The sequence below is a fragment of the Brachybacterium atlanticum genome (assembly GCF_025669985.1).
Classification (GTDB): Bacteria; Actinomycetota; Actinomycetes; order Actinomycetales; family Dermabacteraceae; genus Brachybacterium; species Brachybacterium conglomeratum.
The window spans coordinates 119,560-142,677 of record NZ_JAKJJW010000006.1 but is presented as its reverse complement, the minus strand read 5'-3'; the positions used below and the strand labels follow the sequence as shown (position 1 = coordinate 142,677).

The window sequence follows — 23,118 nt, the reverse complement described above, 5'->3', positions numbered from 1 at the left end:
CAGGTGGCCACGAACTCCCCGCAGCCCGTCCCGCGCGACCACGGCGCCGCCGCGACGCGACCCGACGACCTCCCTCTAGGAGGCCACGGCCCCCGCGACGCCGGCGCCCGCCCCGCCGGCCGTCCCGCCGAGCGCGACCGCCACCTCCACGTGATCAGGAACAGCGATGACTGAGACGACCCACGACCTGTCCGCCATCGTCAAGGCGAACGACATCCGCGGCGTCGCCGGCGAGCAGCTCACGGCCGAGATCGCCCGCGCGCTCGGCGCCGCCTTCGCGGACGTCCTGGCCGAGCCCGAGCTGATCGTCGCCCACGACATGCGCCTGAGCTCCCCGGAGCTGTCCCGCGCCGTGATCGAGGGCGCCGTGCGCCGCGGCGCGATCGTCGCCGACGCCGGACTGTCCTCCACCGACCAGCTGTACTGCGCCTCCGGCCTGCACCGCGCGGCGGGGCTCATGATCACCGCCTCCCACAACCCCGCCCGAGACAACGGGATGAAGCTGTGCCTGCCCGGCGCGCGTCCCGTCGGTCCGGACTCGGGGCTCGAGGACGTGCGCCGGGGCGCCGAGGCGTATCTCGCCGCCGGGGAGATCCCCCTGCGCGGCGAGGGCCGCTCCGAGCGGATCGACACCCTCGAGGACTACGCCCGCACCCTTCACGGCCTGGTCGACCTGCCCGCGGGCCGGCGACTGCGCGTGGTGGTGGACGCGGCCGACGCGATGGCCGGCCTCACCGCCCCCGCCGTGCTCGGCCCGCTCGAGCAGGTGGAGCTGATCGAGCTGCACTTCGGCCTCGACGGCACCTTCCCCCACCACCCGGCCGACCCGCTGCGGCCCGAGAACCTCCGCGACCTGCAGGAGGCGGTGCGCCGCGAGGGCGCGGACCTCGGGCTCGCCTTCGACGGCGACGCGGACCGCTGCGTCGTGCTGGACGAGACCGGCACCCCGGTCCCGCCCTCGGCGATCGGGGCGCTGATCGCCTCGCGCGAGATCGCCCGCGCCCGCGCCTCGGGGGAGGAGCGCCCGCGCGTGGCCGTCAATGCGGTCGCCTCCCGCCACGTGCACGAGGTGATCGCGGCGGCGGGCGGCGAGATGCTGCTGACTCCCGTGGGCCACGCCGGCATCAAGCGGATCATGGCCGAGACGGACGCGGTGGCCGGGGTGGAGCACTCCGCCCACTACTACTTCCGCGACTTCTTCTTCGCCGACTCCGGCATGCTCGCCGCGCTGCACGTCCTCGCCGCGCTCGCGGAGACCGACGGCACCGCCTCCGCGCTGGTGGCCGAGCACTCCCCGTACGCCGGCAGCGGCGAGCACAACTTCCCCGTCGACGACGCGGTCGCGGCCACCGCCCGGGTGCGCGCCCATGCCGAGTCGCTGCCCGCCGCGCGGATCGACGAGCTCGACGGGCTCTCCGTGCATCACTGGGACGAGCACCTCGCCCCCGCCGAGCGCTGGTGGCTCTCGCTGCGCTCCTCGCAGACCGAGTCGCTGCTGCGCCTGAACGTCGAGGCGCAGGAGCGGACGACGATGGAACAGGTGCTGAAGCGGATCCGGACGCTCGTGCTCGGCGAGGCGGATGCCGCCGAGTCGACTCCCGAGCCGGCCTCTGCCGAGCCGCCCCCGGAGACCGCCCCCGCTGCTGTTCCCGCGACCGCCCACGAGGTCGCTACCGCGCAGCTGCCGGCCGGGGCGAGCGGCGCCGACGTGCCCCGCTGGGTGCGTGCGGCGCTGCGCTGCCCGGACTGCGGCGGGGAGCTGCACGACGTCGACGCCGCCCTCCAGTGCGACCGCTGCCGGCGCGTCCACGCGGTCGAGGGCGGGATCCCGGTGCTGATCGCCGGTCGCGCCGAGGCGCCGTCGGCCGACTGACCCGGGCGTCCTCGCGCCGCGCTCTGCCACGGCCGGCGCAGCGGTCGCCCAGTGCCGCGACCGACCCGGCTCACACCGAGAAGGGCACCGCCCGCACCTCGGCGGCCAGCTCCTGCTGACGCTCCTGCGCCCTGCGCAGCCGCATCTCGTCCCGTCGTGAGCGCTCGGCGAGCACCGCGGCGAGGAACTCCTCCGGCGGAGTGCCCGGCGGCGGGGCGGGCGCGACATGCGGCAGCGTGCGGCGCAGCAGATCCCGCGAGAGCTGATGGCGCGACTCGGCGTTGATCTGCCCGGCCCGGGGCAGGAAGGCGCGGATGTCCTGCAGCAGCGGCAGCGGGAGCCGGCCCACGTCGGCCGCCTGCGCCCAGTCGCGCAGCGAGAGCGGGACCTCGATGCGCTGCGGAGGATGGGTGCGCATGCGCTCCTGGATCACCATCGTCCCGGCCAGCAGGTCCCCGATCCGGCGCGAGCGGCGGTCAATCACGGAGCAGACCAGCGCCACGGCGCCGGTGGTCGACCAGATCTCGAACATCGCCATCACCGCGCGCAGCACGCTCTGGCGCACGTGCACCGGGCCGCCGTCGTCGCGCACCACCCGCGTGCCCATCACCAGCCGCCCCACGGAGCGGCCCCGCAGCAGCAGCTCGCTGAGCACCGGATAGCCGACGTAGGCCATCACCGAGGCGAGCAGGATGCCGGCGGCGAGGAAGCCGTCGTCCAGGGCGGCGCGGTCCGCGAACCACGCGATCGACAGGATCCCGCCGATCAGCAGCGTCAGCTGCAGCACCCCGTCGATCACGGCGGAGACGATGCGGGTCGCGAAAGAGGCCGTGCGCAGGTCGAGAAGGACCGCATCGCCGGTGATCAGCGCGTCGCGGCGGCTCGAGAGGGAGACGACCGCCGCAGTGCCCGAAAGTGCCATGGCCCCATCCTGGCAGGAGCGAGGAGGTGCCGTCAGCGTCGAGCGTCGGCTTCCGGCCGGGCCGACCCCGACTTTCGTCGGCCGTGGACGGGGGAGGGGACCGCCTACCCTGTCTGCGTGGACACCGACGCCTTCATCGCCGTGCACCGGCCGCAGTGGGACCGTCTCGAGGAGCTCACCCACGCCCGCACCCTCGATGCGGGCGGCATCGACGAGCTGCTCGCGCTCTACCAGGAGGTCTCCACCCACCTCTCCACGGTCCGCTCCACCGTGCCGGATCCCGCGCTGATCTCCCGGCTCTCCCTCCTGGTCCACCGCGCCCGGCTGCGGATCACCGGGGCGCGGATCCCGCTGTGGAAGCACGCGCGCACCTTCTTCTGGGAGGACCTCCCCTCGGCGCTGTTCCAGGCCCGCTGGACGGTCGCGCTGGCGGCCTCGATCTTCCTGCTCTCCTCCCTCGTCTCCGGGCTGTACTTCGGCCTGGACGCGACCGCGCGCGAGCTCGTGGTGCCGGAGGCGCAGCAGCGCGCCCTCGCGCAGCGGGACTTCGTCGCCTACTACTTCGAGGGCGAGGCCTCGGGCTTCGCCGCCCGGGTGTGGACGAACAACGCGTGGATCGCGGTGCAGTCCGTGGTGCTGGGGGTGACCGGTTTCTGGCCGGTCTACATGCTGCTGCAGAACGGGCTGAACGTCGGTCTGTCGGCGGGGGTGCTGGGCGCCTACGGGGGACTGGACACCTTCTTCGTGTTCATCCTCCCGCACGGCCTGCTGGAGATCACCGCGATCGCGGTCGGCGCCGGCGCGGGTCTGCGCACCTTCTGGGCCTGGGTGCGCCCCGGCCCGCTGCCGCGACTGTGGGCGCTCTCTCACGCCGCCCGCTCCCTGGTCACCGTCGCGATCGGGCTGGTGCCCGTGCTGCTGGTCGCCGGGTTCATCGAGGCGTTCGTGACGCCGAGCTCCCTGCCGCCGGCGCTGCGGATCGCGGTCGGCGCCGCGGCCTGGCTGGCGTTCCTCGCGTACATGCTCGTGCGGGGCCGCCAGGCGCATCGCGCCGGGATCACCGGCGACCTCTCCGAGGAGCTCGTCGGCTCCCGCGTCGCCACCGCCGCCTGAGCGCCGAGCCCGGTCATCGCCGCCGGAAGGCCGAGCCCTGAGACGGCGGCCAAGGCTGGGGGCCGAGCACCGATGGTGCAGCCTGGTGGCCGTGCGCCGCCCGCGCAGCCTGGTGGCCGCGCGCGACGGGGCGAGACGGCACGTCCTCTAGCCTCGGGGGATGCAGCAGCGCAGCGCCGACCGTGACTTCGCGGCCTACAACGAGGCCCAGGAGGGCCGGCCGGTGCGGCCTCTTGCAGTGCGCGCTGCGCAGCTCGTGCTCGAGGAGCGCGGGCGCTCACTTCGGACGACGCCCGATGACCGGCTCGTCGCGGTCGAGCTCGGCAGCGGTGCCGGAATCGAGGCCCGCCATCTCGGCGACAGCGGCTTTCGCGTGCACACCTTCGACGCGGACGTCAGCGTCGAGGCGGGGATGGCCGGCATGGCACGGACGCTGGACATCATCCACACCACGACGGACCTCGCCGTCCCGTTCCCGATTCCTCCTGCGGACCTCGTGCTGTCCTGCGCGACGCTGTCCTTCGTGCCCCGGGCGGCGTTCCCGCAGCTGTGGGGAGCCGTGCGCTCTGCGCTGAGGCCGCACGGCGTCCTGGCGGTGGACCTCTTCGGCGACCGGGACGACTGGGCGGGGACGGACGGCACCTTCCTGACCAGAGCGGATCTCGAGGAGCTGCTCACCGGGCTCGAGGTGCTCGCGCTCGACGAGGAGGAGCACGACGGGCGCTCCTTCGCCGGACCCAAGCACTGGCACACCTACCGGCTGATCGTCCGCGAGCCGCGGGACATCGCCGGGACGGTCTGAGCGGCTCACCCCGCCCCGTCCCGTTCTCACATGGCAGCGGCATGGTCACGTAGTGGCGCCAGGCGTACCAGTACGACGATATCGGCGTACTAGTACGCCCAGCGCCCGTGGCTGACCATCCTCCCGGTGACGGTGACGGTGACGGTGACGGTGACGGTGACGGTGACGGTGACGGTGACGGTGAGGGCGAAGTGGCCTCTGGAACGCGATGCCCGCCGGATCAGAGCCGGCCGGCGGCCTTGAGGGAGAGATACGCGTCGGCGAGGGCCTGCGGGGCCCGGTCCGGCGGGGCGTCGACGACGTGCGCGCCGGCGCGCTCGAGGGCATGGGAGACCCCGGCGCGCTCGGAGCGGGCGCGCTCCGCGGCGGCGGCCCGGTACACGGTCTCGAGATCTCCGCGCCCTCCGGCGAGCTCCTCGAGCGCGGGATCGGCGACCGAGGCGAGCACCAGGGGATGGTCCTTGGCCAGGCGCGCCGCGACCGGCAGCAGCCCGGAGTGGAGCACCTGCGCCTCCACCGGCGTGATCAGCACGACGAGGGAGCCGCGGCGGGTGCGGGACTCGATCGCGGCCGCGGCGCGCTCCCAGTCCGTCTCCACCAGCGCCGGCTCCACGGCCGCGGTCGCGGCGACCATGTCGTGGAGCACCTTGGTGCGGGTGGAGCCGAGCACCGAGACGTGCGGGATCCGGTCCACGCACAGCAGGTCCACCCGGTCCCCGGCCTGCCCTGCCAGCGCCGTCAGCAGCAGCGCGGCGTCGAAGGCGGAATCGAGCCTCGTCGCCTCGCCGAGCCGTCCGGCGGAGGTGCGGGAGGTGTCCACCACGATCAGCACGTGACGGTCCCGCTCGGGCCGCCAGGTGCGCACCACGACGCTGCGCCGGCGCGCGGTCGCCCGCCAGTCGATCGAGCGGACGTCGTCGCCGTCCACGAAGTCGCGCAGGGAGTCGAACTCGGTGCCCTGGCCGCGCTGGTGGATCGCGGCGAGCCCCTCGATCTCCCGCAGCCGCTGCACGCGGGAGGGGAGGTGCCTGCGGGCGCCGAAGGGGTGCAGGGCCAGCATCCGCCCGGGCGCCGGGACACGGGCGCTGCGCCGGGCGAGGCCCAGCGGGCCGAGCGAGCCGATCAGCATCTGCCGGGAGCTGTGCTCGCCGCGCCGCGTGGGGGTGAACGACTGGGCGATCGCGCGCCGCTCCTGGCCGGGCAGGTCGAGGCGGCTGTGCTGGGAGGCGAGGCCCGCGGTCGGGTTCCAGGCGTCGCGCACCTCGAGCCGTGCACGGCGCGCGGTGGTGTTCGTCAGCAGCAGGCGTCCGGGGACGGTGCCGCCCAGACGCACCTGCGCCGGCGCTTCGCGACGCACCCGGATCCGCTGCGGGGCCGGGGCGGCCAGCGCATCGGCGAGGACCACGAGCGCCCACAGCGCGAGCAGGATCAGGACCACCCACCACAGCGGCCACAGCACGATCACGGGCAGCGCGAGCAGCGCGGCCAGGGCCGCGCGCGGGGTGAACGAGATCCTCATGGGGCGCTCAGCGGGGGACCGGCACGGAGGCGAGGGTCGCGGCGAGCACGGCCTCGACCTGGGTGCCCTCCAGCTCGGCCTCGGTGGTCAGCCGCACGCGGTGCGAGAGCGTCGCCGGGGCCATGGCCTTCACGTCGTCGGGGGTGATGAAGTCCCGGCCCGAGAGGTACGCCCAGGCGCGGGCGGTGCGCAGCAGCGCGATCGCGCCGCGCGGGGAGACGCCGAGGGTGAAGCTGGGGGAGCGGCGCGTCGCCCGGCACACGTCCACGATGTACTGCACGACGGGATCCTCCGCGGCGACGCGGGCGACGTCCTGCTGGGCGCGGTGCAGGGAGGGGACGTCCACGACGGCGCGCAGGCCCATGGCGGCGAGATCTGTGGTGTCGAAGCCGTCGGCGTGGCGGCGCAGCACGTCCACCTCGACCTCTCGCTCGGGCAGCGGCATCACGGCCTTGAGCAGGAAGCGGTCCAGCTGCGCCTCGGGCAGGGTGTAGGTGCCGTCGAACTCGATCGGGTTCTGCGTGGCGACGACGAGGAAGGGATCGGGCAGGGGGCGGCTCGCCCCGTCGATCGTCACCTGCCGCTCCTCCATCGCCTCCAGCAGCGCGGACTGCGTCTTCGGCGGCGTGCGGTTGATCTCGTCGGCCAGCAGCAGGTTCGTGAACACCGGGCCCTCGCGGAAGACGAGGTCGCTGGTGGAGTTGTCGTAGACGAGGGAGCCGGTGATGTCGCCGGGCATCATGTCCGGGGTGAACTGCACGCGGCGCATCCGCACGTCGAGCGCCTCCGCGAGGGAGCGCACCAGCAGGGTCTTCGCGACGCCGGGCACGCCCTCGAGCAGCACGTGCCCGCGGCACAGCAGGGCGACGACGAGGCTGGTGATCGCCGCGTCCTGGCCGACGACGCCCTTGTGGATCTCGGCGGCGAGCCCCTGCAGCTGAGCACGGGTGTCGACGTCGACCGCGGGGGCCGACGGGGCGACGGCCGACGCATCGGGCAGGTCGTCTCCCTGCGGGGCGGGTGAGGGCTGGGGCGCGCCGGCGTCGGGGGCGTCGGGACGCGGCGGGACGGGGTCGGTCATCGGTCGATCTCCTTCTCGAGACGGTCGAGGTCGTGGGCGAGGCGCACGAGGTCGCGGTCGGTGGTGACGGGGGCGGGGCCGATGAGGGCGCGCAGCTGCTCCGGGGACTCCTCGACGTGCGGGGCCAGCGCCGCCAGGAGCCCGTCGAGCGCGGACTCGTGGCGCAGCCCGAGACGGTCGGCGAGCCGGCCCGCCGCGGCGGCGCGCAGGGAGGCGGCCGCCGCATCGCGGGCCGAGGCCTGCTGCAGGAGCCGTGCCCGGCCGAGCACCAGCTCCTGGGGGCGCACGGTCACCGGCAGCGGCTCGATCACCACGGGGCCGGGGCGTCGGCCGAGCGCGATCAGCGCCAGCACCGCGGCCAGCACGAGCCAGGCCGCGACCGGACCGATCCACCCGGGCAGGTGGTCGACGAGCGACGGCGAGGAGGTCCCCTGGGGATCCGTCGCCGAGGGCACGTACCAGGTCAGCTCCTCGGAGGCGGACAGGGTGTTCAGCGCGAGCGCGGAGTTGTCGGCCCGGCCCACGCCGTCGTTGGTGAGCAGGTCGGGGCTGCCGAGCACGAGCACCCCGTCGGACTCGGCGACGAGCGCGCCGCCCTCCGCCTCGAAGCACGTCGAAGCCCCCGCGTCGGTCGCGGTGTACAGAGAGGCGGGCCCGTCCAGGGCGTCATCCTCATCGGGCAGCTCCAGCACGCGGGCGCCGTGGGACAGGTCGCCGCAGGCCGCGCCGGCCTCGACCCGCGTCTGCTCGCGAAGAGCACCGGTGGGGATGATGCCGGAGGTGAGATACGAGAGGGCGACGAAGTCGGGCCGGAGCACGATCAGCCGGCCCCCGCCCTCCTCGCGCGCCTCCGAGAGCATCGTGAGCTGCTCGCCGCTGAGGCTCTTCGGCGCGGTCAGCAGCACGGTCCCGCCCGCTCGGAGGTCCTCGGCGGCGTCGGCCGTGTGCCGCCTCGTCTCGACCTCGACGCCGAGGTCGCCGAGCACCTGGACGACGGCCTTCGCGCCCTGACCGGTGGGGGCGTCGGGCTCGAGCGGGCCGTCGCGGTACAGGCCCCGCGCCACGGAGACGAGGACCGCGGCGATCACCGCGAGGACGACGGCGGCGACGAACCAGGGGCGTCGCCGCTCCTGTGCGGCGCCACGGGGAGCGCCCGCTCCCGGCGGGGCGGCGTCCGTCCCCGCCGCGCCGCGGGCCGCGGCGGGCTCGGTCGGTACGAGGGCGCTCATACGGGGGTCCCCGTCCCGGCCTGCTCGAGCGCGGAGAGGTCGGGGGATGTCTCGGCGATGTACTCGGCCAGGCGCAGCATGTCCTCGGCCGGCTTCACCCCGACGCTCCGCACCGAGTAGGCGGCCGTGTCGAAGGCGTCCGACCCTCGCTGGAGCCGGCCCCGCAGGTCGGGGAAGGTGAGCGCCGCACGGGTCGCGGCCTCGTGGGCGGTCATGCCGGTCGCGACGTCCAGCAGGGTGCGCTCCTCGAGGTCGCGCACGAGCGCGCGCAGCGCGAGCACGGTCCCGTCGTCGGTGCGTCCCGCGTCGATCGCGTCGCGGGCGGCGCCGCGCAGCTCCTCCCCGCTGAGCACCGGCTCGGCGTCGAGCGCCGCGTCGACGGCGAGGGCGGGGCTGCGGCGCAGCAGGCCGGTGCGCCGCAGCACCAGCACCACGACCGCGGCGAGGACCAGCGCCAGCAGCACCGCGATCACGGTCTGCGTGGCCGAGGACCCGTCGACGCCGTCGACCATGCGCGCCAGCCAGTCCTCGATCGCGCCGAGCAGCCAGGCGACGAAGCCGGGGGAGTCGTCGTACTCGTCCTTCGCGAGCTCCTCGAGGATCCGCTCGCGCGCCTCGTCGGGGCCGAGCCGCGGTGCGGCCGGGATCATCGGGCCCCGTCCGCCGCCCAGGCGTCACGGGCCCGTCGGGTGAGCTCCACGTCCCAGGCCTCGTCGCGCATCCGCACATCGGCGTACAGCGCGGTGTACCCGGCGGAGAGGAAGGGAGCCAGGAGGAAGGTCGCCAGATACGTGCCGAGCATCGAGAGGATGGTCAGCAGAGCCACGCCCAGCACCACCGCCTCCCCGGCGCTGACCAGAAGGATCGCAAAGTATGCGATGGCGGCGACCATGCTGAACACCCCGGAGACGGTGTACAGGACGACCATGTACAGCACGTACAGCAGCACCGCGATGCCGAGCACCCGCCAGAGGCGCCTGCCGCGGGTGAGCGCGAAGCCGCGGCGGATCGCGCCGAGCACGCCCGTCTCCTCGAGGACCAGCGCCGGGATCGCCAGCACGGTCCGCGCCCACAGCCACAGCATCGCCAGCAGGCCCACGACCGTGCCGAGCAGGATCGGGAGGATCGTCAGCCAGCCCGGCTCCTGCACGATCAGGATCGGCGCCAGCCCGAGCGCGAAGGGCACGGTGAACAGGATCGTCGACATCAGCGCGATGAGCAGGCTGACGCCGAGGGCGGGCAGGCCCCGGCGCCGCATCGTCGCCCACATCTCGGAGGTCGGGAGCGGCGTGCCGGTCGCCTCGCCGAGCGCGAGGCGGGTCAGGGCGACCGTGACGAGGGAGGCCGCGACCATCGTGACGAGGCCCGTGATCACGCTGGTGACCACGGTCAGGACGATGTCGCCGACGGTGCCGTTGAAGGGGACCTCGCTCGAGCCGGTGGGGTCCTGCATCGCGGCCTGCATGTCGCCGATCATCGGCATCATCCCCGCCCCGGTGGACAGGGTGATGAGCACGAACGCGACGCCGTACACCGCGGCGGAGACGCCGAGCACCGTACGGGTGCGCAGGCGATAGATACGCACGGCCGCGCCGAGGATCTCGCCGAGCCCCAGCGGCCGCAGCGGGAACAGCGGCACGGACTGCACCAGCTCGCGCTGCGGCGCGCCCGTCGGGGCCGGACCTCCCGGCCCCGCGGGACCGTCGGGCGCGGAGGGGGCCGGTTGGCCCCAGCTGCCGGGGCCGCCGGAGCCTCCCGGGCCTGTCGGCTCGCTCGGGACCTCCGCCCCGGGGGCGGTCCACGGACTGCTCATCGGTGCTCCTCCATCCTCTGGTGCTCGTCCCCGTCGCAGCGGGTCGAGCAGGACTGCTGGAGCCGACCCTACGGAGTGGTGGCCCCGCCGCCGATACGACGAACGTCGACACCCCGGCGTCTTCCGGCGACCGGGCGTCGCGGTGCAGGGCGTCGTGGGGCGGGGCGCGCTGCTCGGGGCGCCCGCGAGGCTACCGCCCGGACACCCCGGCGGTCGGGCTCCCCGGCGTCGGCCCCGTCCGGTGGCACAATATCCTCCATGACGACGCCTTCACGGATCCTCGTGGTCGACGACGATCAGGCGATCGCCGAGATGGTCGGGATCGTCCTGCGCGGCAAGGGCTTCGAGGTCGCGACCTCGCCCGACGGCGCCTCCGCCCTGGAGGCGTTCCCTCGCCTGCGTCCCGACCTCGTGCTGCTGGACCTCATGCTCCCCGGGATGGACGGCATCGAGGTGTGCCGCCGGATCCGCCGCGAGTCAGGGATCCCGATCATCATGCTCACCGCCCGCACCGACACCGCCGACGTGGTCGAGGGGCTCGAGGCGGGCGCCGACGACTATCTCACCAAGCCCTTCGAGCCCGAGGAGCTGGTGGCGCGGATCAAGGCGCGGGTGCGCCGCGTCGAGCCGCCCACCACCGAGCAGCTGACCATCGGCGACCTCACGATCGACGTCGACGGCCACGAGGTGCGCCGGGACGGGGAGCTGATCTCCCTCACCCCGCTCGAGTTCGACCTCCTCACCCAGCTGGCCCGCAAGCCCTGGCAGGTCTTCACCCGCGACGTGCTGCTGCGCGACGTGTGGGGATACCGCCACAGCGCCGACACGCGCCTGGTCAACGTGCACGTGCAGCGGCTGCGCTCGAAGATCGAGCAGGACCCGGAGAACCCCTCGATCGTGGTGACCGTGCGCGGGGTCGGCTACCGCGCGGGGAGCGGGTCCTGAGCGTGCCCGCGCCGCGGTGAGCGCTCCGGAGGGGGCCTGGCCCCCGGCGCCCCGGCGCGACCGTCTCCGCCAGGCCGCGGACCCGCGCAGCTGGTCCCTCGCGCTGCGGGTCGTGCTGGTGACCACTCTGCTGTCGACGCTGGCGCTGCTGGCCGTCGGCGCCTATCTCTCCACCGTCATCGCCGACGGACTCTACGAGCAGCGCCGCGACCGGGTCCTCGAGGAGACGGTCGAGGTGCGCGACGAGCTGGGGGAGTCCCTCGCCCAGCTCTCCGGCGCGACCAGCACCCAGCAGCAGGATGCGGTCAGCGCGTTCGTGCAGTCCACGGGCGGGCAGGGAGGCGGTGACCGCCGCGAGGTCGCGCTCGTGCCGGTGGAGACGACGGGGACCGTCTTCCCGGTCGCCTCCTCCGACCGGACCCTCTTCGACGAGGTCGACGACGAGTTCGCGGCAGCCGTCGCCGCGCAGCCCGACGCCGTCTCCTGGCGCTCGATCGGGAGGGAGGACGAGACGGGGCGCACCGAGCCGGCGCTGCTCGTCGGCACCCGGGTGGTGGTGCCCGGCGCGGGCTCCTACGACCTCTACCTCATCTACTCCCTCCAGGAGGAGCAGGAGACCCTCGCCTTCGTCCAGCGGGTGATCCTCGGCGGAGGGCTCGTGCTGCTGAGCCTCATCCTCGGTATCGCGATCGTCATCGCGCGCATGGTCACCACCCCGCTCAAGCGCGCCGCCCGCGCCGCGGAGCGGATGGCCGCCGGGGACCTCACCAGCCGGGTCGAGGTCGCGGGCGCCGACGAGCTCGCCCGGGTGGGCGTGTCCTTCAACGACATGGCCCGCAGCCTCGAGCAGAAGGTCGACGACCTCACCGAGCTCTCCCGCGTCCAGCAGCGGTTCGTCTCCGACGTCTCCCATGAGCTGCGCACCCCGCTGACCACGATCCGGATGGCCTCCTCGGTGCTCGACTCGCGCCGGGAGGAGCTGCCAGGGGAGCTGCAGCGCACCACCGAGCTGCTGGCCGCGCAGGTGCAGCGCTTCGAGGTGCTGCTGGCGGACCTGCTGGAGATCTCCCGCTTCGACGCCGGGGCGGCGGAGCTCGAGGCCCTGCGCGAGGACATGAACGCGCTGGTCACGCGGGCGGTCGAGGACGTGCGTCCGCTCGCCGGGGCGCGCGGATGCCTGCTGGACGTGCGGCTCGGCGAGGGATCGACCACCGCGGTCGTCGACGCGCGCCGGGTGGACCGGATCCTGCGCAACCTGCTCACCAACGCGATCGAGCATGGGGCCGGTGCGCCGGTGCTGGTCCAGACCGCGGGCGACGAGGACGCCGTCGCGGTGGTGGTGCAGGACTTCGGCCACGGGATCTCCCCGGAGGACGCCCGTCGCGTCTTCGACCGGTTCTGGCGCGCGGACCCCTCCCGCGCCCGCACCCTCGGCGGGACGGGGCTGGGGCTGTCGATCTCCGTCTCCGACGCGAACCTGCACGGCGGATGGCTGCAGGCCTGGGGTCAGGAGGGCGAGGGCGCGGTCTTCCGCCTCACGCTCCCGCGCCGGCCCGGCACCGAGCTGGTCCGCTCCCCGCTGCGGCTCGAGCGGCCCTTCGACCGCGCCCTCGCCGACGCCGCCGTCTCCCCGACGCCGACCGGCGAGATCCGCATCGGCCCCGACCTGCTGCCCGATCTCGACAGCCCCGACCTCGACCACCCCGTCACGGAGGACCCCGCAGGTGGGGCGACGGTCGAAGAGTCCACCGCCGAGGAGTCCGCCGCGGAGGAGTCCGAGATCGAGGACGCCCCGGCCGCGGAGAACGAGGGAGGAGCACGATGATCCCCGACCGCCGCACCGTCCTGCACGCCCTCGGCGCCGCCGCCCTGCTGGGCCTCGGCGCGGGCTGCGCCCGCATCCCCGTCGACTCCGGGATCGACAGCCGCACCCTCTCCGGCAGCTCCCGTCCCGGAGCGCCCTACGTGCGCGCACTGCCCCCGGCCGACGACGCGACCGCGCAGGAGGTGCTCGCGGGATTCGTCCAGGCCGGCGTCGGCTCGGAGGACGACTTCGCGGTCGCCCGCGCCTATCTCACCGAGGAGGCGAGCGCGAGCTGGGACCCCGAGGCCCGGATCACGATCTACTCCGGCAGCCAGGAGCTGCAGGTGCGGGAGGAGAGCGAGGGACGCCTGGTGCTCGGGCTCCAGGCCGTCGCCGTGGTGGACGCCCGCGGGGTGCGCAGCGCGCTCGCCGGCCCCACTCCGCAGGAGCTCGCCGTCGCGGTGGAGGAGGTCGAGGGCCAGTGGCGCCTCAGCGAGGTGCCCGACGGGATCTTCCTCTCCGAGGCGGCCTTCGAGACCCTCTACTCCCCGGCGCGCCTGTACTTCCTCGACGCACGGGAGCAGCACCTCGTGCCCGACCACCGCTGGCTGCCGCTGCGCCGCGGTGCCGCGGCGGTGCTCGAAGGCCTCGTCGCAGGACCGGCGGGCTTCCTCGAGGGGGCGGTGGGCAGCCAGATCCCCCGCGGCGCCGGCATCCCGGACGCCGAGGTGGAGAGCGGCGCCGACGGCACCGCCCAGGTCGAGGTGCCTCCGGCGATCACGGGCCTCGCCGAGGAGTCACGACGTCTGGCCCTGTCCCAGCTGGAGTCCTCGCTGCGCTCGCTGCGCAGCCTCTCCGTGGTGCGGCTCGTGCAGGACGGGCGGGAGCTGTCGCTCGAGGAGGACGGCCGCGTGGAGCGGGCGCTGCCGGGGCACCGCCCGATCGCCGCCGGCGCCACCGGCGTGATCTCCCTGGCCGATCCCAGCAGTGCGGACCCGCCGCCGCAGCTCGTCCCGGACCTCGCCCCTCTCGAGATCGCCAGCCCGGCGATCACCCAGGACGGCGTGCTCGCCGCCGCCCGCAGCCTCGACGGGGCGCAGGTGCTGATCGCCTCGACCGACGGCTCGGTCCCGCTGCGGGAGGCCGCGACCGGCACGGGCTTCGTCCCGCCCCGGATCGACGGCGCCGGATGGGTGTGGAGCTCCGTCGGCTCGAGCGCGGGCGCGCTGCTGGCCCTCTCCGGACGGGGCGCCGAGCACGACGCGAAGGTCGATGCGCCCTGGCTCGCGGAGCGCGAGGTGCGCGCCCTGGACGTCGCCCCGGACGACACCCGGATGCTGGTGCTCTCCGACGAGGCGGGGGACGGCAGGCTCGAGCTGTGCGCCGTGGTGAGGGACGCTGAGGGCACCCCCTCCGCCCTCACCGAGCCGATCCTGGTGCGCACCTTCCTCGCCGACGTGCGGCAGGTCAGCTGGTACGACGAGGGCATCGTCGCGGTGCTCGGGACCGATCCCGGCGACGGTCAGCTGCGCGCCCAGCTGCTCGACCTCTCCGGCGACATCGAGCCGCTGCCGTCCCCGCCCTCGGACACCGTCCGGCTCACGGGCTCCGTGGTGGCCGAGACGGTCTGGGCCGCCGACGCGGAGGGGAACCTGCGACGCACCGACGGCGAGGGCTGGCGCAACGTCGAGGTGACCGGACGCGACCCCGGGTTCTACTGAGCCCGGCCGCGACTCTGCTCCTGTTCTCAGGCCCCGCCCGCGGAGGCGGAGCCGCCCGTCCGGCTGCCGAGCCGCTGCGCTCGCCGTGCCTGGCGACGCCGTCGACCGTTCCTCCCCAGCGCGTCCGCGTCCACCGCGCGACGCCGTCGCTGGCGCAGCCCCGGCCCTTCGGCTGGGATCGGGCCATGCACAGCCGAGCACCACAGCGCGCCACCCATCGGGCGCAGCCGGCCCCGGAGACGGGGCGCGGCGAGCGAGCGCTCGCCCTGCTCGCGGAGATCGCGGCGCAGACCTGCTCCCTCGTCGCACCGCGCAGCTGCCCCTGCGGCCAGGACGGCACCCGGCTCTGCCCCGATTGCGCGGCATTGCTGAGGGCCTCGCCGCTGCGGGTCGACGCCTGCTGCGATGCGCTGCAGGTGCTCAGCGCCGCGCGGATCCGCGAGCAGCGGCATGACGGTCGGCTCCTCCCCGCGGGGGTCGACCACAGCGCGCTGCTGCCCGTGCTCGCGCTCGGCGAGTACGGAGGTGCCCTGCAGCGACTCGTGCTGGCCTGGAAGAACGGTGGGATGCTGCACCTGTGCGGGGCCCTCGCCGAAGGCCTCGTCCCCGCGGTGCGGCGGCTCGCTGAGGGATCGGGTGTCGCCGAGCCCCTCCTCGTCCCGGTGCCCTCCCGCCCGGCGGCCCGGCTGCGCCGCGGGGAGGACCACACCGCAGAGCTCGTGTGCGCGCTGGACCGGGAGGGCGCCGGGCGCGCACTCCTCCTGCGCGCCGTCCCGACCACCGCACAGGAGGGACGGGGCGCACGGGCGAGACGGCTGCGCAGGATCCGCCTGGATCCGGCGCAGGCGCGACGCGCCCGCGCCCTGGACCGGCCCGTGATCATCGTCGACGACGTCGTCACGACCGGGTCGACGCTGCGCGGCATGCACGAAGCGCTCGATGCGGAGCGGATCGAGGTGCTCGGCGCGGCCGTTATCGCCTCCGCGCGAGTGCCCGGGGTCGTCGTGCCCCCGGGACCGGGCGAAGCCGACGAACCCGGGTGAACAGCACGCGCACGGACGGGAACCTCGGGACGGATGGCCAGGAAACACCGAGGGAAACGTGGCATGCTTGGTGTTCCTCGCCACACATGGGCGAGCAGTCCTCGATCAGGAGGTGCGCACCCCGACCAAGAGCCATCGCGGCCGGGCTCCGAGCGGCCGCACCCGGACAGGAGGAGAAACCACTCATGGAGATCAATGTCGTCGGACGTCACATGGACGTCCCGGATCGTTTCCGCCGTCATCTCACCGAGAAGCTCGACAAGGTCACCCAGTTCGCTCCCGCGGCGCTCCGCGTCGACGTGGAGGTCTCGCAGGAGAAGAACCCCCGTCAGGCCGAGCTCAGCGACCGGGTCGAGCTCACCGTGCACGAGAACGGCGCGGTGATCCGCTCCGAGGCCCGCGCCGACGACCTCTACGGCGCGCTCGACATCGCCTACGGCAAGCTCCTCGAACGACTCCGTCGCGCCCGTGACCGGCGCAAGGACCATCGCCGCGGACGCGACCGCGCCCACCAGGAGACCGGCGCGAGCCTGCGCACCATGCCCGCGGACCAGGAGATGCCCGAGTCGCTGCGACCGGCCGAGGAACCGGCCGCCGAGAGCACCGAGGCCCCCGAGCCCGGCGAGACCCGCGAGGCCGACCTGGCCGAGGCCGGCAGCCCCGTGATCATCCGCGAGAAGAAGCACACCGCCAAGCCCATGAGCGTCGACGACGCGCTCTACCACATGGAGCTCGTCGGCCACGACTTCTTCTTGTTCGTCGACGCCGAGTCCGGCAACCCCAAGGTGGTCTACCGCCGCAAGGGCTGGAGCTACGGCGTGATCGAGCTCGACGAGGAGCAGAAGGCGTCCTGATCCGGGACCTGCTCCAGAGGGCGGGAGGGCATCGCGAGATGTCCTCCCGCCCGTCCGTCCGCCCGGGACACCACCCGCCGCCCTCGGGGCGATGCGGGGGCCGGCGGGTGCGGCGCGGCCCAGGGCCGCATCGGGGGCACGGGGGACGGAGCGCGCCGTGGCCGATGCGCTGAGCTGGAGCGCGGCCCGCCGCATCGCGCTGCGCGCCCAGGGGATGGGCGGCGCGCGCCGGACGACGATGCCGCAGGCTGCCGGCAGCAGGCGCGCCCTCGTCCGCACCCTCGAGCGCACCCACCTGCTGCAGATCGACTCCGTAAGCGTCTTCGCCCGCGCCCATCACCTGCCCGTCTTCACCCGCACCGGGATCTGGGACCCCGCGGCCCTCGACCGCGCCTCGCGGCCCGGCCGCTCCCGCCTGGTCCGCGAGACCCTCGCCCACGAGGCCGCGTTCACGACCGACGAGGTCCACTCCCTGCTGGACTTCCGGCGCCGCGCCACCTCCGAGCGGGACTGGGGTGTGATCCGCGAGATCGCCACCACCTCCCCGCACCTGTTCCCCCAGGTCCGCGAGGCGCTCGCCGAGATCGGCCCCGCGAGCGCGGCGGCCCTCTCCCGCCACCTCGGCGACACCGAGCGGGGCGAGGGCTGGGGATGGCGGCGCACCCGCAGCCAGTGGGCCGTGGAGTACCTCTTCCGCAGCGGGGAGCTGGACTGCGTCGGCCGCAACTCCCAGTTCGAGCGGCTCTACACGCCGGCGCCCCCGCGCGAGGAGCCGCCCGTCCCCGAGGCGGAGGCGGTCGCCCGCCTGACCGCTCTCGCCACGCGCTCGCTGGGAATTTCCGACCCGGGCGCGATCGCCGACTACTTCCGCCTCCGGATCGGCCAGGTGCGGCCCGCCATCGACGAGATGCTCGCGCGCGGCGAGCTGACCGAGGTCGAGGTCGCCCACCCCGCAGGGACCCGCACCATGTTCCTCCACCGCGACGCGCCCGGCCCGAGCCCGCTGCGCACGACCGCTCTGGTCAGCCCCTTCGATCCGATCGTCTTCCACCGGCCGCGGCTCGAGCAGCTCTTCGACGTCGAGTACCGCATCGGCATCTACACCCCCGCCCCGCAGCGCACCACCGGCTACTACTCCCTGCTCCTCCTGCTCGGGGACGTGATCCCGGCGCGCACGGACCTGCGCGCGGACCGCGAGCGCGGGGTGCTGGAGGTGCGCGGCGTCTTTGCCGAACCGCTCCCGCACCTGCCCGCCCGGCAGCGGCCCGGCACGGTCCGCGTCGTCGCCGCGCTCGCCGAGGAGCTGGACCGGGCCGCGCGCTGGCAGGGCCTCGAGGCCGTCGAGGTGCGCACCGGGGAGGGGACGGGGGAGCTCTCGCGCCCTCTCGCCGCCGTGATCGCGGCGAGCTGAACCCGCCGCGCGGAGCGGTGCAGGTCCCGCGCCGCGGCCCGCCCGACCCCGCCCGGGTGCGTGAGGAGACCCGCAGGTGCTCTCCTCCATGGGCGACGACGCTTACGATGGGTCGGGCATCAGCCGTCCATGGGAACGTCCCCACCATCCACGGGAGCACACGAGTGGCCAACCTCTTCGACAAGATCCTGCGCGCCGGCGAAGGCCGGGAGGTCCGCAGGCTCGAATCCATCGCGAAGCGCGTGGGCGAGGCGGAGGACGTCTTCTCGGAGCTCAGCGATGACGAGCTGCGCGCCGAGACCGACCACTTCAAGCAGCGCCTCGAGGACGGCGAGAGCCTCGACGACATCCAGGTCGAGGCGTTCGCGGCCGTGCGCGAGGCCGCGCACCGCACCCTCGGCCAGCGCCCCTACGACGTGCAGATCATGGGCGGCGCCGCCCTGCACCGCGGCCGCATCGCCGAGATGAAGACCGGTGAGGGCAAGACCCTCGTCGCGACCCTCCCCGCCTACCTCAACGCGCTCGCCGGCAAGGGCGTGCACGTCGTGACGGTCAACGACTACCTCGCCGGCTACCAGAGCGACCTGATGGGCCGCGTCTTCCGCACCCTGGGCCTGACCACCGGCGTGATCAAGTCCGGGATGACCCCGGCGGAGCGCCGCGAGCAGTACGCCGCCGACATCACTTACGGCACGAACAACGAGTTCGGCTTCGACTACCTGCGCGACAACATGACCCTCTCCCCGGAGGAGCGGGTCCAGCGCGGCCACTTCTTCGCGATCGTCGACGAGGTCGACTCGATCCTCATCGACGAGGCCCGCACCCCGCTGATCATCTCCGGCCCCGGCTCCGGGGACGCGAACAAGTGGTTCAGCGAGTTCGCGAAGGTCGTCACCCACCTGCGCCGCGACCGCGACTACGAGGTCGACGAGAAGAAGCGCACCGTCGGCGTGCTCGAGTCGGGGATCGACGAGGTCGAGGACCACCTCGGCATCGACAACCTCTACGAGTCGCTGAACACCCCGCTGATCGGCTTCCTGAACAACGCCATCAAGGCCAAGGAGCTGTTCAAGCGCGACAAGGACTATGTGGTCCTCAACGGCGAGGTGATGATCGTCGACGAGCACACCGGACGCATCCTCGCCGGCCGCCGATACAACGAGGGCATGCACCAGGCCATCGAGGCGAAGGAGGGGGTGAAGATCAAGGCGGAGAACCAGACCCTCGCCACGATCACCCTCCAGAACTACTTCAAGCTCTACGAGAAGCTCTCGGGGATGACCGGCACGGCCGAGACCGAGGCCGCCGAGTTCATGAACACCTACAAGCTCGGGGTGGTCCCGATCCCCACGCACCGCCCGATGCAGCGCGTGGACCAGGCCGACCGCATCTACCGCACCGAGAAGGCGAAGTTCGACGCGGTCGTCGAGGACATCGTCGAGCGGCACGAGAAGGGCCAGCCGGTCCTGGTGGGCACCACCAGCGTGGAGAAGTCCGAGTACCTCTCGAAGCTGCTGAACGCCCAGGGCGTCGCCCACGAGGTGCTCAACGCCAAGAACCACGCCGGCGAGGCGGCGATCGTCGCGATGGCCGGCGCCAAGGGCGCGGTCACCGTCGCGACCAATATGGCCGGCCGCGGCACCGACATCATGCTCGGCGGCAACGTCGAGTTCATGGCGCATGCCGAGCTCGAGAAGCGCGGCCTGGACGCCGAGGAGGACCCGGAGGCATACGAGGCCGCCTGGGACGAGGAGATCGAGCGCGCGAAGCAGGCCGTCGCCGAGCAGCACGACGAGGTCGTCGAGCTCGGCGGCCTGTACGTGCTGGGCACCGAGCGGCACGAGTCGCGCCGCATCGACAACCAGCTGCGCGGCCGCTCCGGCCGACAGGGCGACCCGGGGGAGTCCCGCTTCTATCTCTCGCTCCAGGACGACCTGATGCGCCTGTTCAACTCGGGCGCCGCCGAGTCGCTGCTCGCCCGCGGCGGGGTGGACGAGTCGATCCCGCTGACGGGGCGGATGGTCTCCGGTGCGATCCAGCGCGCGCAGAACTCGATCGAGTCCCGCAACGCCGAGATCCGCAAGAACGTCCTGAAGTACGACGACGTCCTGACCAAGCAGCGCAAGAAGTTCTACGAGGAGCGTGCGCGCATCCTCGAGGGCGAGGAGCTCGATGCGCACATCGAGCGCTTCATCGAGGAGGTCATCGGCGGCACCGTCGACGCGCACACCGCCGGCAAGCCCGGCGAGGACGTCGACCTCGAGGAGCTGTGGGGCGCGCTGCGTGCGGCCTATCCCGTCTCCCTCACCCCGCAGGACGTCATCGACGAGGTGGGCGGCAAGGAGAACCTCGAGGCGAGCGAGCTCAAGCAGGAGATCCTCGCCGATGCGAAGGTCGCCTATGAGAAGCGCGAGGAGGAGCTCGGCGAGGAGGGGATGCACCAGCTCCAGCGCCGGGTGCTGCTGTCGGTGATGGACCGCCGCTGGCGCGAGCACCTCTACGAGATGGACTACCTCAAGGAGGGCATCGGACTGCGCGCCATGGCCCAGCGCGACCCGCTCATCGAGTACGAGCGCGAGGGCCACCTCATGTTCAACGACATGATGGCCGGGGTGAAGGAGGACGTGGTCGGCTACGTCTACAACCTCGAGGTCCAGGTCGAGAAGGCCAAGCCCGTCGTCCCCCAGGCCGTCTCGGACCTGCTGCGCCGGACCGGCGCCAAGGCCGCGGCCGCCGCCGATGCCGGTGCCGGCGCGAAGGCCGGGGCGGAGCCTGCGTCGGCGGCGACGGGGCAGAAGGACGCGGACGCCGAGGCGACCGCCTCCGAGCACGCCGGCTCCGAGGCCACTGCCTCCGCCGAGGCGGACGGCGCGGAGGCCGGGGACCAGCTGAAGGCGGAGAGCTCCGTGGTGCTGCGCGCCAAGGGGCTCGATGACGGGCCGAACGAGCGCCAGCTGCGCTACAGCTCCGCCGAGGGCAGCGACGTCCAGGATTCCGGCACGCTCACCCGCGCTCAGCGCCGTCGCCGTGCGCGCGGCGAGGACGGGACCGCTGCGAACACGGTCTCGGACAAGCCCGAGGGCGCTCCGCAGGGCGACGGCCTGAACCGGGCGCAGCGCCGCTCGGGCCGCCGCCGCAAGGGCTGATCGCGCCGACGTCGTACGGAAGAGCCCCGGGCCACGTGGCCCGGGGCTCTTCTCCTCCGATCTCGGGTCTCAGCCGATCTCGAGGACGGTCACCCTCCATCCGGAGTGCCGCAGCTCCCAGCGCATGGCGAGGAAGCGGGCACGGTCCGGCTCGCGAAGCACGCAGCTGGCCTCGACCGTGCGCTCGTTGACCACGCAGGTGCGCACGCCCGTGACCTGCAGCTGCCGGGGCGGGGCGTATCCCGTCGAGGCCCGCAGACGGCGGGTCAGCGCCGCCCGACGCGACAGGACCTGCGCGATCTCGGGCGTGACCAGCCGCGACAGCGCGTTCGTCGGCCGCATGTCCCGGATGATCTCGACGGCTCGGCGCGCCACCGGTGCGACCATCTGCTCCACGATCAGAGGATCCTCGGGTGCTCGGGAAGCGGCCCGGAGGGCGGCGTCGGCGGGGCGCTGATCGGTGGTGCTCATGACCGGGCCTCCTCGTCGAGGGAGGCCGGCACGGTGAGCACCTGGCCGGGGACCAGCAGATCGGGATCCGCGCCGATCACGTCACGGTTCTGCTCGTGCAGCAGGGGCCAGGCCTCCGCCAGCAGCGCGGGATCCTCCGGTCCGGGGCCGAGCACGTCGTCGGTCAGCGACCACAGCGTGTCGCCCTTCTGGACGACCACGGTCCTCGGCGGCGGTGCGTCGGCATCGCCCGCGGCCTCGTCCGTGCCCGTGCCCGCGGCCTCGTCGTCGCCCGCGGACGGCTGAGTGCTCCCGGTCGCCGACCGGGTCGAGCCGGCGGCGGGCGGCTCCTCGGGGGAGTCCTGCACCGGGTCCACCGGGGTGTCCGATGCCTCCGAGCCGTCCGGGGAACCTGCCCCGTCGGGGGTCTCGGAGCTGTCCGGGGATGCCTCGTCGGCGGGGCTCTTCGAGCGCGGCGACTCCTGCGCCCGCTCGGGCGCTTCGGTCCCCTCGGCTCCCGTCTCCTGCGGCGTGCCCTCGTCGGAGGGCTGCCCGGGCGCGGTCGTCGGCGACTCGTCGCCCTCCCCGTCGGGGGCGGGGCTCGTCGCCGGCTCCCCGGCGGCGGTCGCAGGATCCTCGCCCCAGCCGAGGGAGGGGAGGGGCTCCCCGGCGCCGGGTTCCTGGGGCGCCTCGGGCCCCGGCGTGGCCGGCTCGTCACCGGGGAGCTCCTGCGAGGTCTGGGACGTGGCCGGGGCGCTCTCCTCGAGCTGGAGCTGCTCGCTGGCCAGCGCCGGACCGAGCACCAGCCCGGTGGTGGCGGTGGCGACCGCGGCGCCCATGCTCACGCGACGGGCGAGGCGCGGGGCCAGCACCCGCAGGGCCGGCAGCAGCATGCGGCCGGTCCGCCCCGCGGGGCCGGCCAGGAGGATCGCGGCGGCGAGCCCCCAGATCAGCGCGAGGTACAGGCACAGCAGTGCCCCCGCGCCGGCCAGCCCCACGAGCACCCAGCCGATCAGCTGCTCCTCGCCGTGAGCGCTGCCAGCGGCGCTCCCGAGCGTCCTCGCCGCCTGGGTCATCGCGACCGCACCTCCGGCGGCGGCGACGGCGCCCAGCGACGAGGCCCCCGCTCCCTGTGCTGCCTGCTCCCGTCCCCGGTCCCCCATGGCCTTCCCCTCGCCTCATGCTCCGCGGCGTCGGTCTCCCCGCTCGCCGTTCATCCCGATGATGTCGTTTGATGCAGTTTGATGCGACTGAATCGCACATGGGGAAAGGTAGCCCGATGTGATGCAGGCCGCAACTGTTCGAGGTGACGGTGTTGATCCGGGCCGGCTGTGGAGGGGAGGTCGCCCCTCCCGGAGGACGCGCCCCGGTCCCGGTGGGACGATCCCGGTC

The 23,118-nt window shown here is 73.9% G+C and carries 18 protein-coding genes; 10 read left to right on the top strand and 8 right to left on the bottom strand.

The features are described from left to right. The first annotated feature begins 166 nt into the window (after positions 1-166). Positions 167-1,873, top strand: a complete 1,707-nt coding sequence (locus L3K22_RS04905) for a phosphomannomutase/phosphoglucomutase (protein ID WP_263310415.1) — start codon at positions 167-169, stop codon at positions 1,871-1,873. Positions 1,874-1,943: 70 nt separating this feature from the next. Here the strand turns inward: L3K22_RS04905 and L3K22_RS04900 are convergent, their stop codons facing one another. After that, on the bottom strand, positions 1,944-2,795 hold the full coding sequence (locus L3K22_RS04900; RefSeq protein WP_263310414.1) for an RDD family protein: 852 nt from the start codon (positions 2,793-2,795) through the stop codon (positions 1,944-1,946). A 117-nt stretch (positions 2,796-2,912) separates the two neighbouring features. On the opposite strand from L3K22_RS04900, the gene L3K22_RS04895 reads away from it, so the two are divergent. Further along, a complete protein-coding gene (locus tag L3K22_RS04895; RefSeq protein WP_263310413.1) occupies positions 2,913-3,908 on the top strand; it encodes a stage II sporulation protein M in 996 nt (331 codons plus the stop codon). 160 nt (positions 3,909-4,068) lie between these two features. After that, positions 4,069-4,710 carry a class I SAM-dependent methyltransferase gene (locus tag L3K22_RS04890; RefSeq protein WP_263310412.1) on the top strand — a complete coding sequence of 214 codons (642 nt, stop codon included), beginning with the start codon at positions 4,069-4,071 and terminating at the stop codon, positions 4,708-4,710. Positions 4,711-4,930: 220 nt separating this feature from the next. On the opposite strand, the gene L3K22_RS04885 is transcribed toward L3K22_RS04890, so the two are convergent. From L3K22_RS04885 to L3K22_RS04865, 5 genes are read right to left on the bottom strand one after another with little or no spacing between them, the layout of a single operon-like run. Continuing rightward, positions 4,931-6,229, bottom strand: a complete 1,299-nt coding sequence (locus L3K22_RS04885) for a DUF58 domain-containing protein (protein WP_263310411.1) — start codon at positions 6,227-6,229, stop codon at positions 4,931-4,933. 7 nt (positions 6,230-6,236) lie between these two features. Next, a complete protein-coding gene (locus L3K22_RS04880) occupies positions 6,237-7,310 on the bottom strand; it encodes an AAA family ATPase (RefSeq protein WP_263310410.1) in 1,074 nt (357 codons plus the stop codon). After that, positions 7,307-8,539, bottom strand: a complete 1,233-nt coding sequence (locus tag L3K22_RS04875; RefSeq protein ID WP_263310409.1) for a DUF4350 domain-containing protein — start codon at positions 8,537-8,539, stop codon at positions 7,307-7,309. Before L3K22_RS04875 ends, L3K22_RS04880 begins: the two co-directional genes overlap by 4 nt. Next, positions 8,536-9,189 carry a DUF4129 domain-containing protein gene (locus tag L3K22_RS04870; RefSeq protein WP_263310408.1) on the bottom strand — a complete coding sequence of 218 codons (654 nt, stop codon included), beginning with the start codon at positions 9,187-9,189 and terminating at the stop codon, positions 8,536-8,538. The genes L3K22_RS04875 and L3K22_RS04870 overlap by 4 nt, the downstream gene beginning before the upstream one ends. After that, on the bottom strand, positions 9,186-10,352 hold the full coding sequence (locus L3K22_RS04865; protein ID WP_263310407.1) for a glycerophosphoryl diester phosphodiesterase membrane domain-containing protein: 1,167 nt from the start codon (positions 10,350-10,352) through the stop codon (positions 9,186-9,188). Before L3K22_RS04865 ends, L3K22_RS04870 begins: the two co-directional genes overlap by 4 nt. 258 nt (positions 10,353-10,610) lie before the next feature. On the opposite strand from L3K22_RS04865, the gene mtrA reads away from it, so the two are divergent. The 7 genes from mtrA (at position 10,611) to secA (ending at position 21,276) form a co-directional block, all read left to right on the top strand. Continuing rightward, positions 10,611-11,297, top strand: coding sequence for an MtrAB system response regulator MtrA (mtrA, locus tag L3K22_RS04860; RefSeq protein WP_263310406.1), 687 nt, complete (start codon positions 10,611-10,613; stop codon positions 11,295-11,297). A 16-nt stretch (positions 11,298-11,313) separates the two neighbouring features. After that, positions 11,314-13,122 carry an MtrAB system histidine kinase MtrB gene (gene mtrB, locus L3K22_RS04855; RefSeq protein WP_263310405.1) on the top strand — a complete coding sequence of 603 codons (1,809 nt, stop codon included), beginning with the start codon at positions 11,314-11,316 and terminating at the stop codon, positions 13,120-13,122. After that, positions 13,119-14,822: an LpqB family beta-propeller domain-containing protein gene (locus tag L3K22_RS04850; RefSeq protein WP_263310404.1), complete on the top strand. Its 1,704-nt coding sequence runs from the start codon at positions 13,119-13,121 to the stop codon at positions 14,820-14,822. The genes mtrB and L3K22_RS04850 overlap by 4 nt, the downstream gene beginning before the upstream one ends. A 185-nt stretch (positions 14,823-15,007) precedes the next feature. Continuing rightward, complete coding sequence (locus tag L3K22_RS04845) at positions 15,008-15,865, top strand: ComF family protein (RefSeq protein ID WP_263310403.1); 858 nt, start codon at positions 15,008-15,010, stop codon at positions 15,863-15,865. A gap of 185 nt (positions 15,866-16,050) precedes the next feature. Then, positions 16,051-16,719 carry a ribosome hibernation-promoting factor, HPF/YfiA family gene (gene hpf, locus L3K22_RS04840; protein WP_263310402.1) on the top strand — a complete coding sequence of 223 codons (669 nt, stop codon included), beginning with the start codon at positions 16,051-16,053 and terminating at the stop codon, positions 16,717-16,719. Positions 16,720-16,876: 157 nt separating this feature from the next. Further along, positions 16,877-18,130, top strand: coding sequence for a winged helix-turn-helix domain-containing protein (locus tag L3K22_RS04835; RefSeq protein WP_263310401.1), 1,254 nt, complete (start codon positions 16,877-16,879; stop codon positions 18,128-18,130). Positions 18,131-18,294: 164 nt separating this feature from the next. After that, the gene (secA, locus tag L3K22_RS04830) at positions 18,295-21,276 is read left to right on the top strand and encodes a preprotein translocase subunit SecA (protein WP_263310400.1); all 2,982 of its coding nucleotides are present in this window, start codon (positions 18,295-18,297) and stop codon (positions 21,274-21,276) included. A gap of 69 nt (positions 21,277-21,345) precedes the next feature. Here the strand turns inward: secA and L3K22_RS04825 are convergent, their stop codons facing one another. Both L3K22_RS04825 and L3K22_RS04820 read right to left on the bottom strand, forming a co-directional pair. Beyond that, entirely contained in the window at positions 21,346-21,747 is a 402-nt protein-coding gene (locus L3K22_RS04825; protein ID WP_263310399.1) for an Rv3235 family protein, read from the bottom strand. Then, positions 21,744-22,802, bottom strand: a complete 1,059-nt coding sequence (locus tag L3K22_RS04820) for a hypothetical protein (protein WP_263310398.1) — start codon at positions 22,800-22,802, stop codon at positions 21,744-21,746. The genes L3K22_RS04825 and L3K22_RS04820 overlap by 4 nt, the downstream gene beginning before the upstream one ends. Between the last annotated feature and the right edge of the window lie 316 nt (positions 22,803-23,118).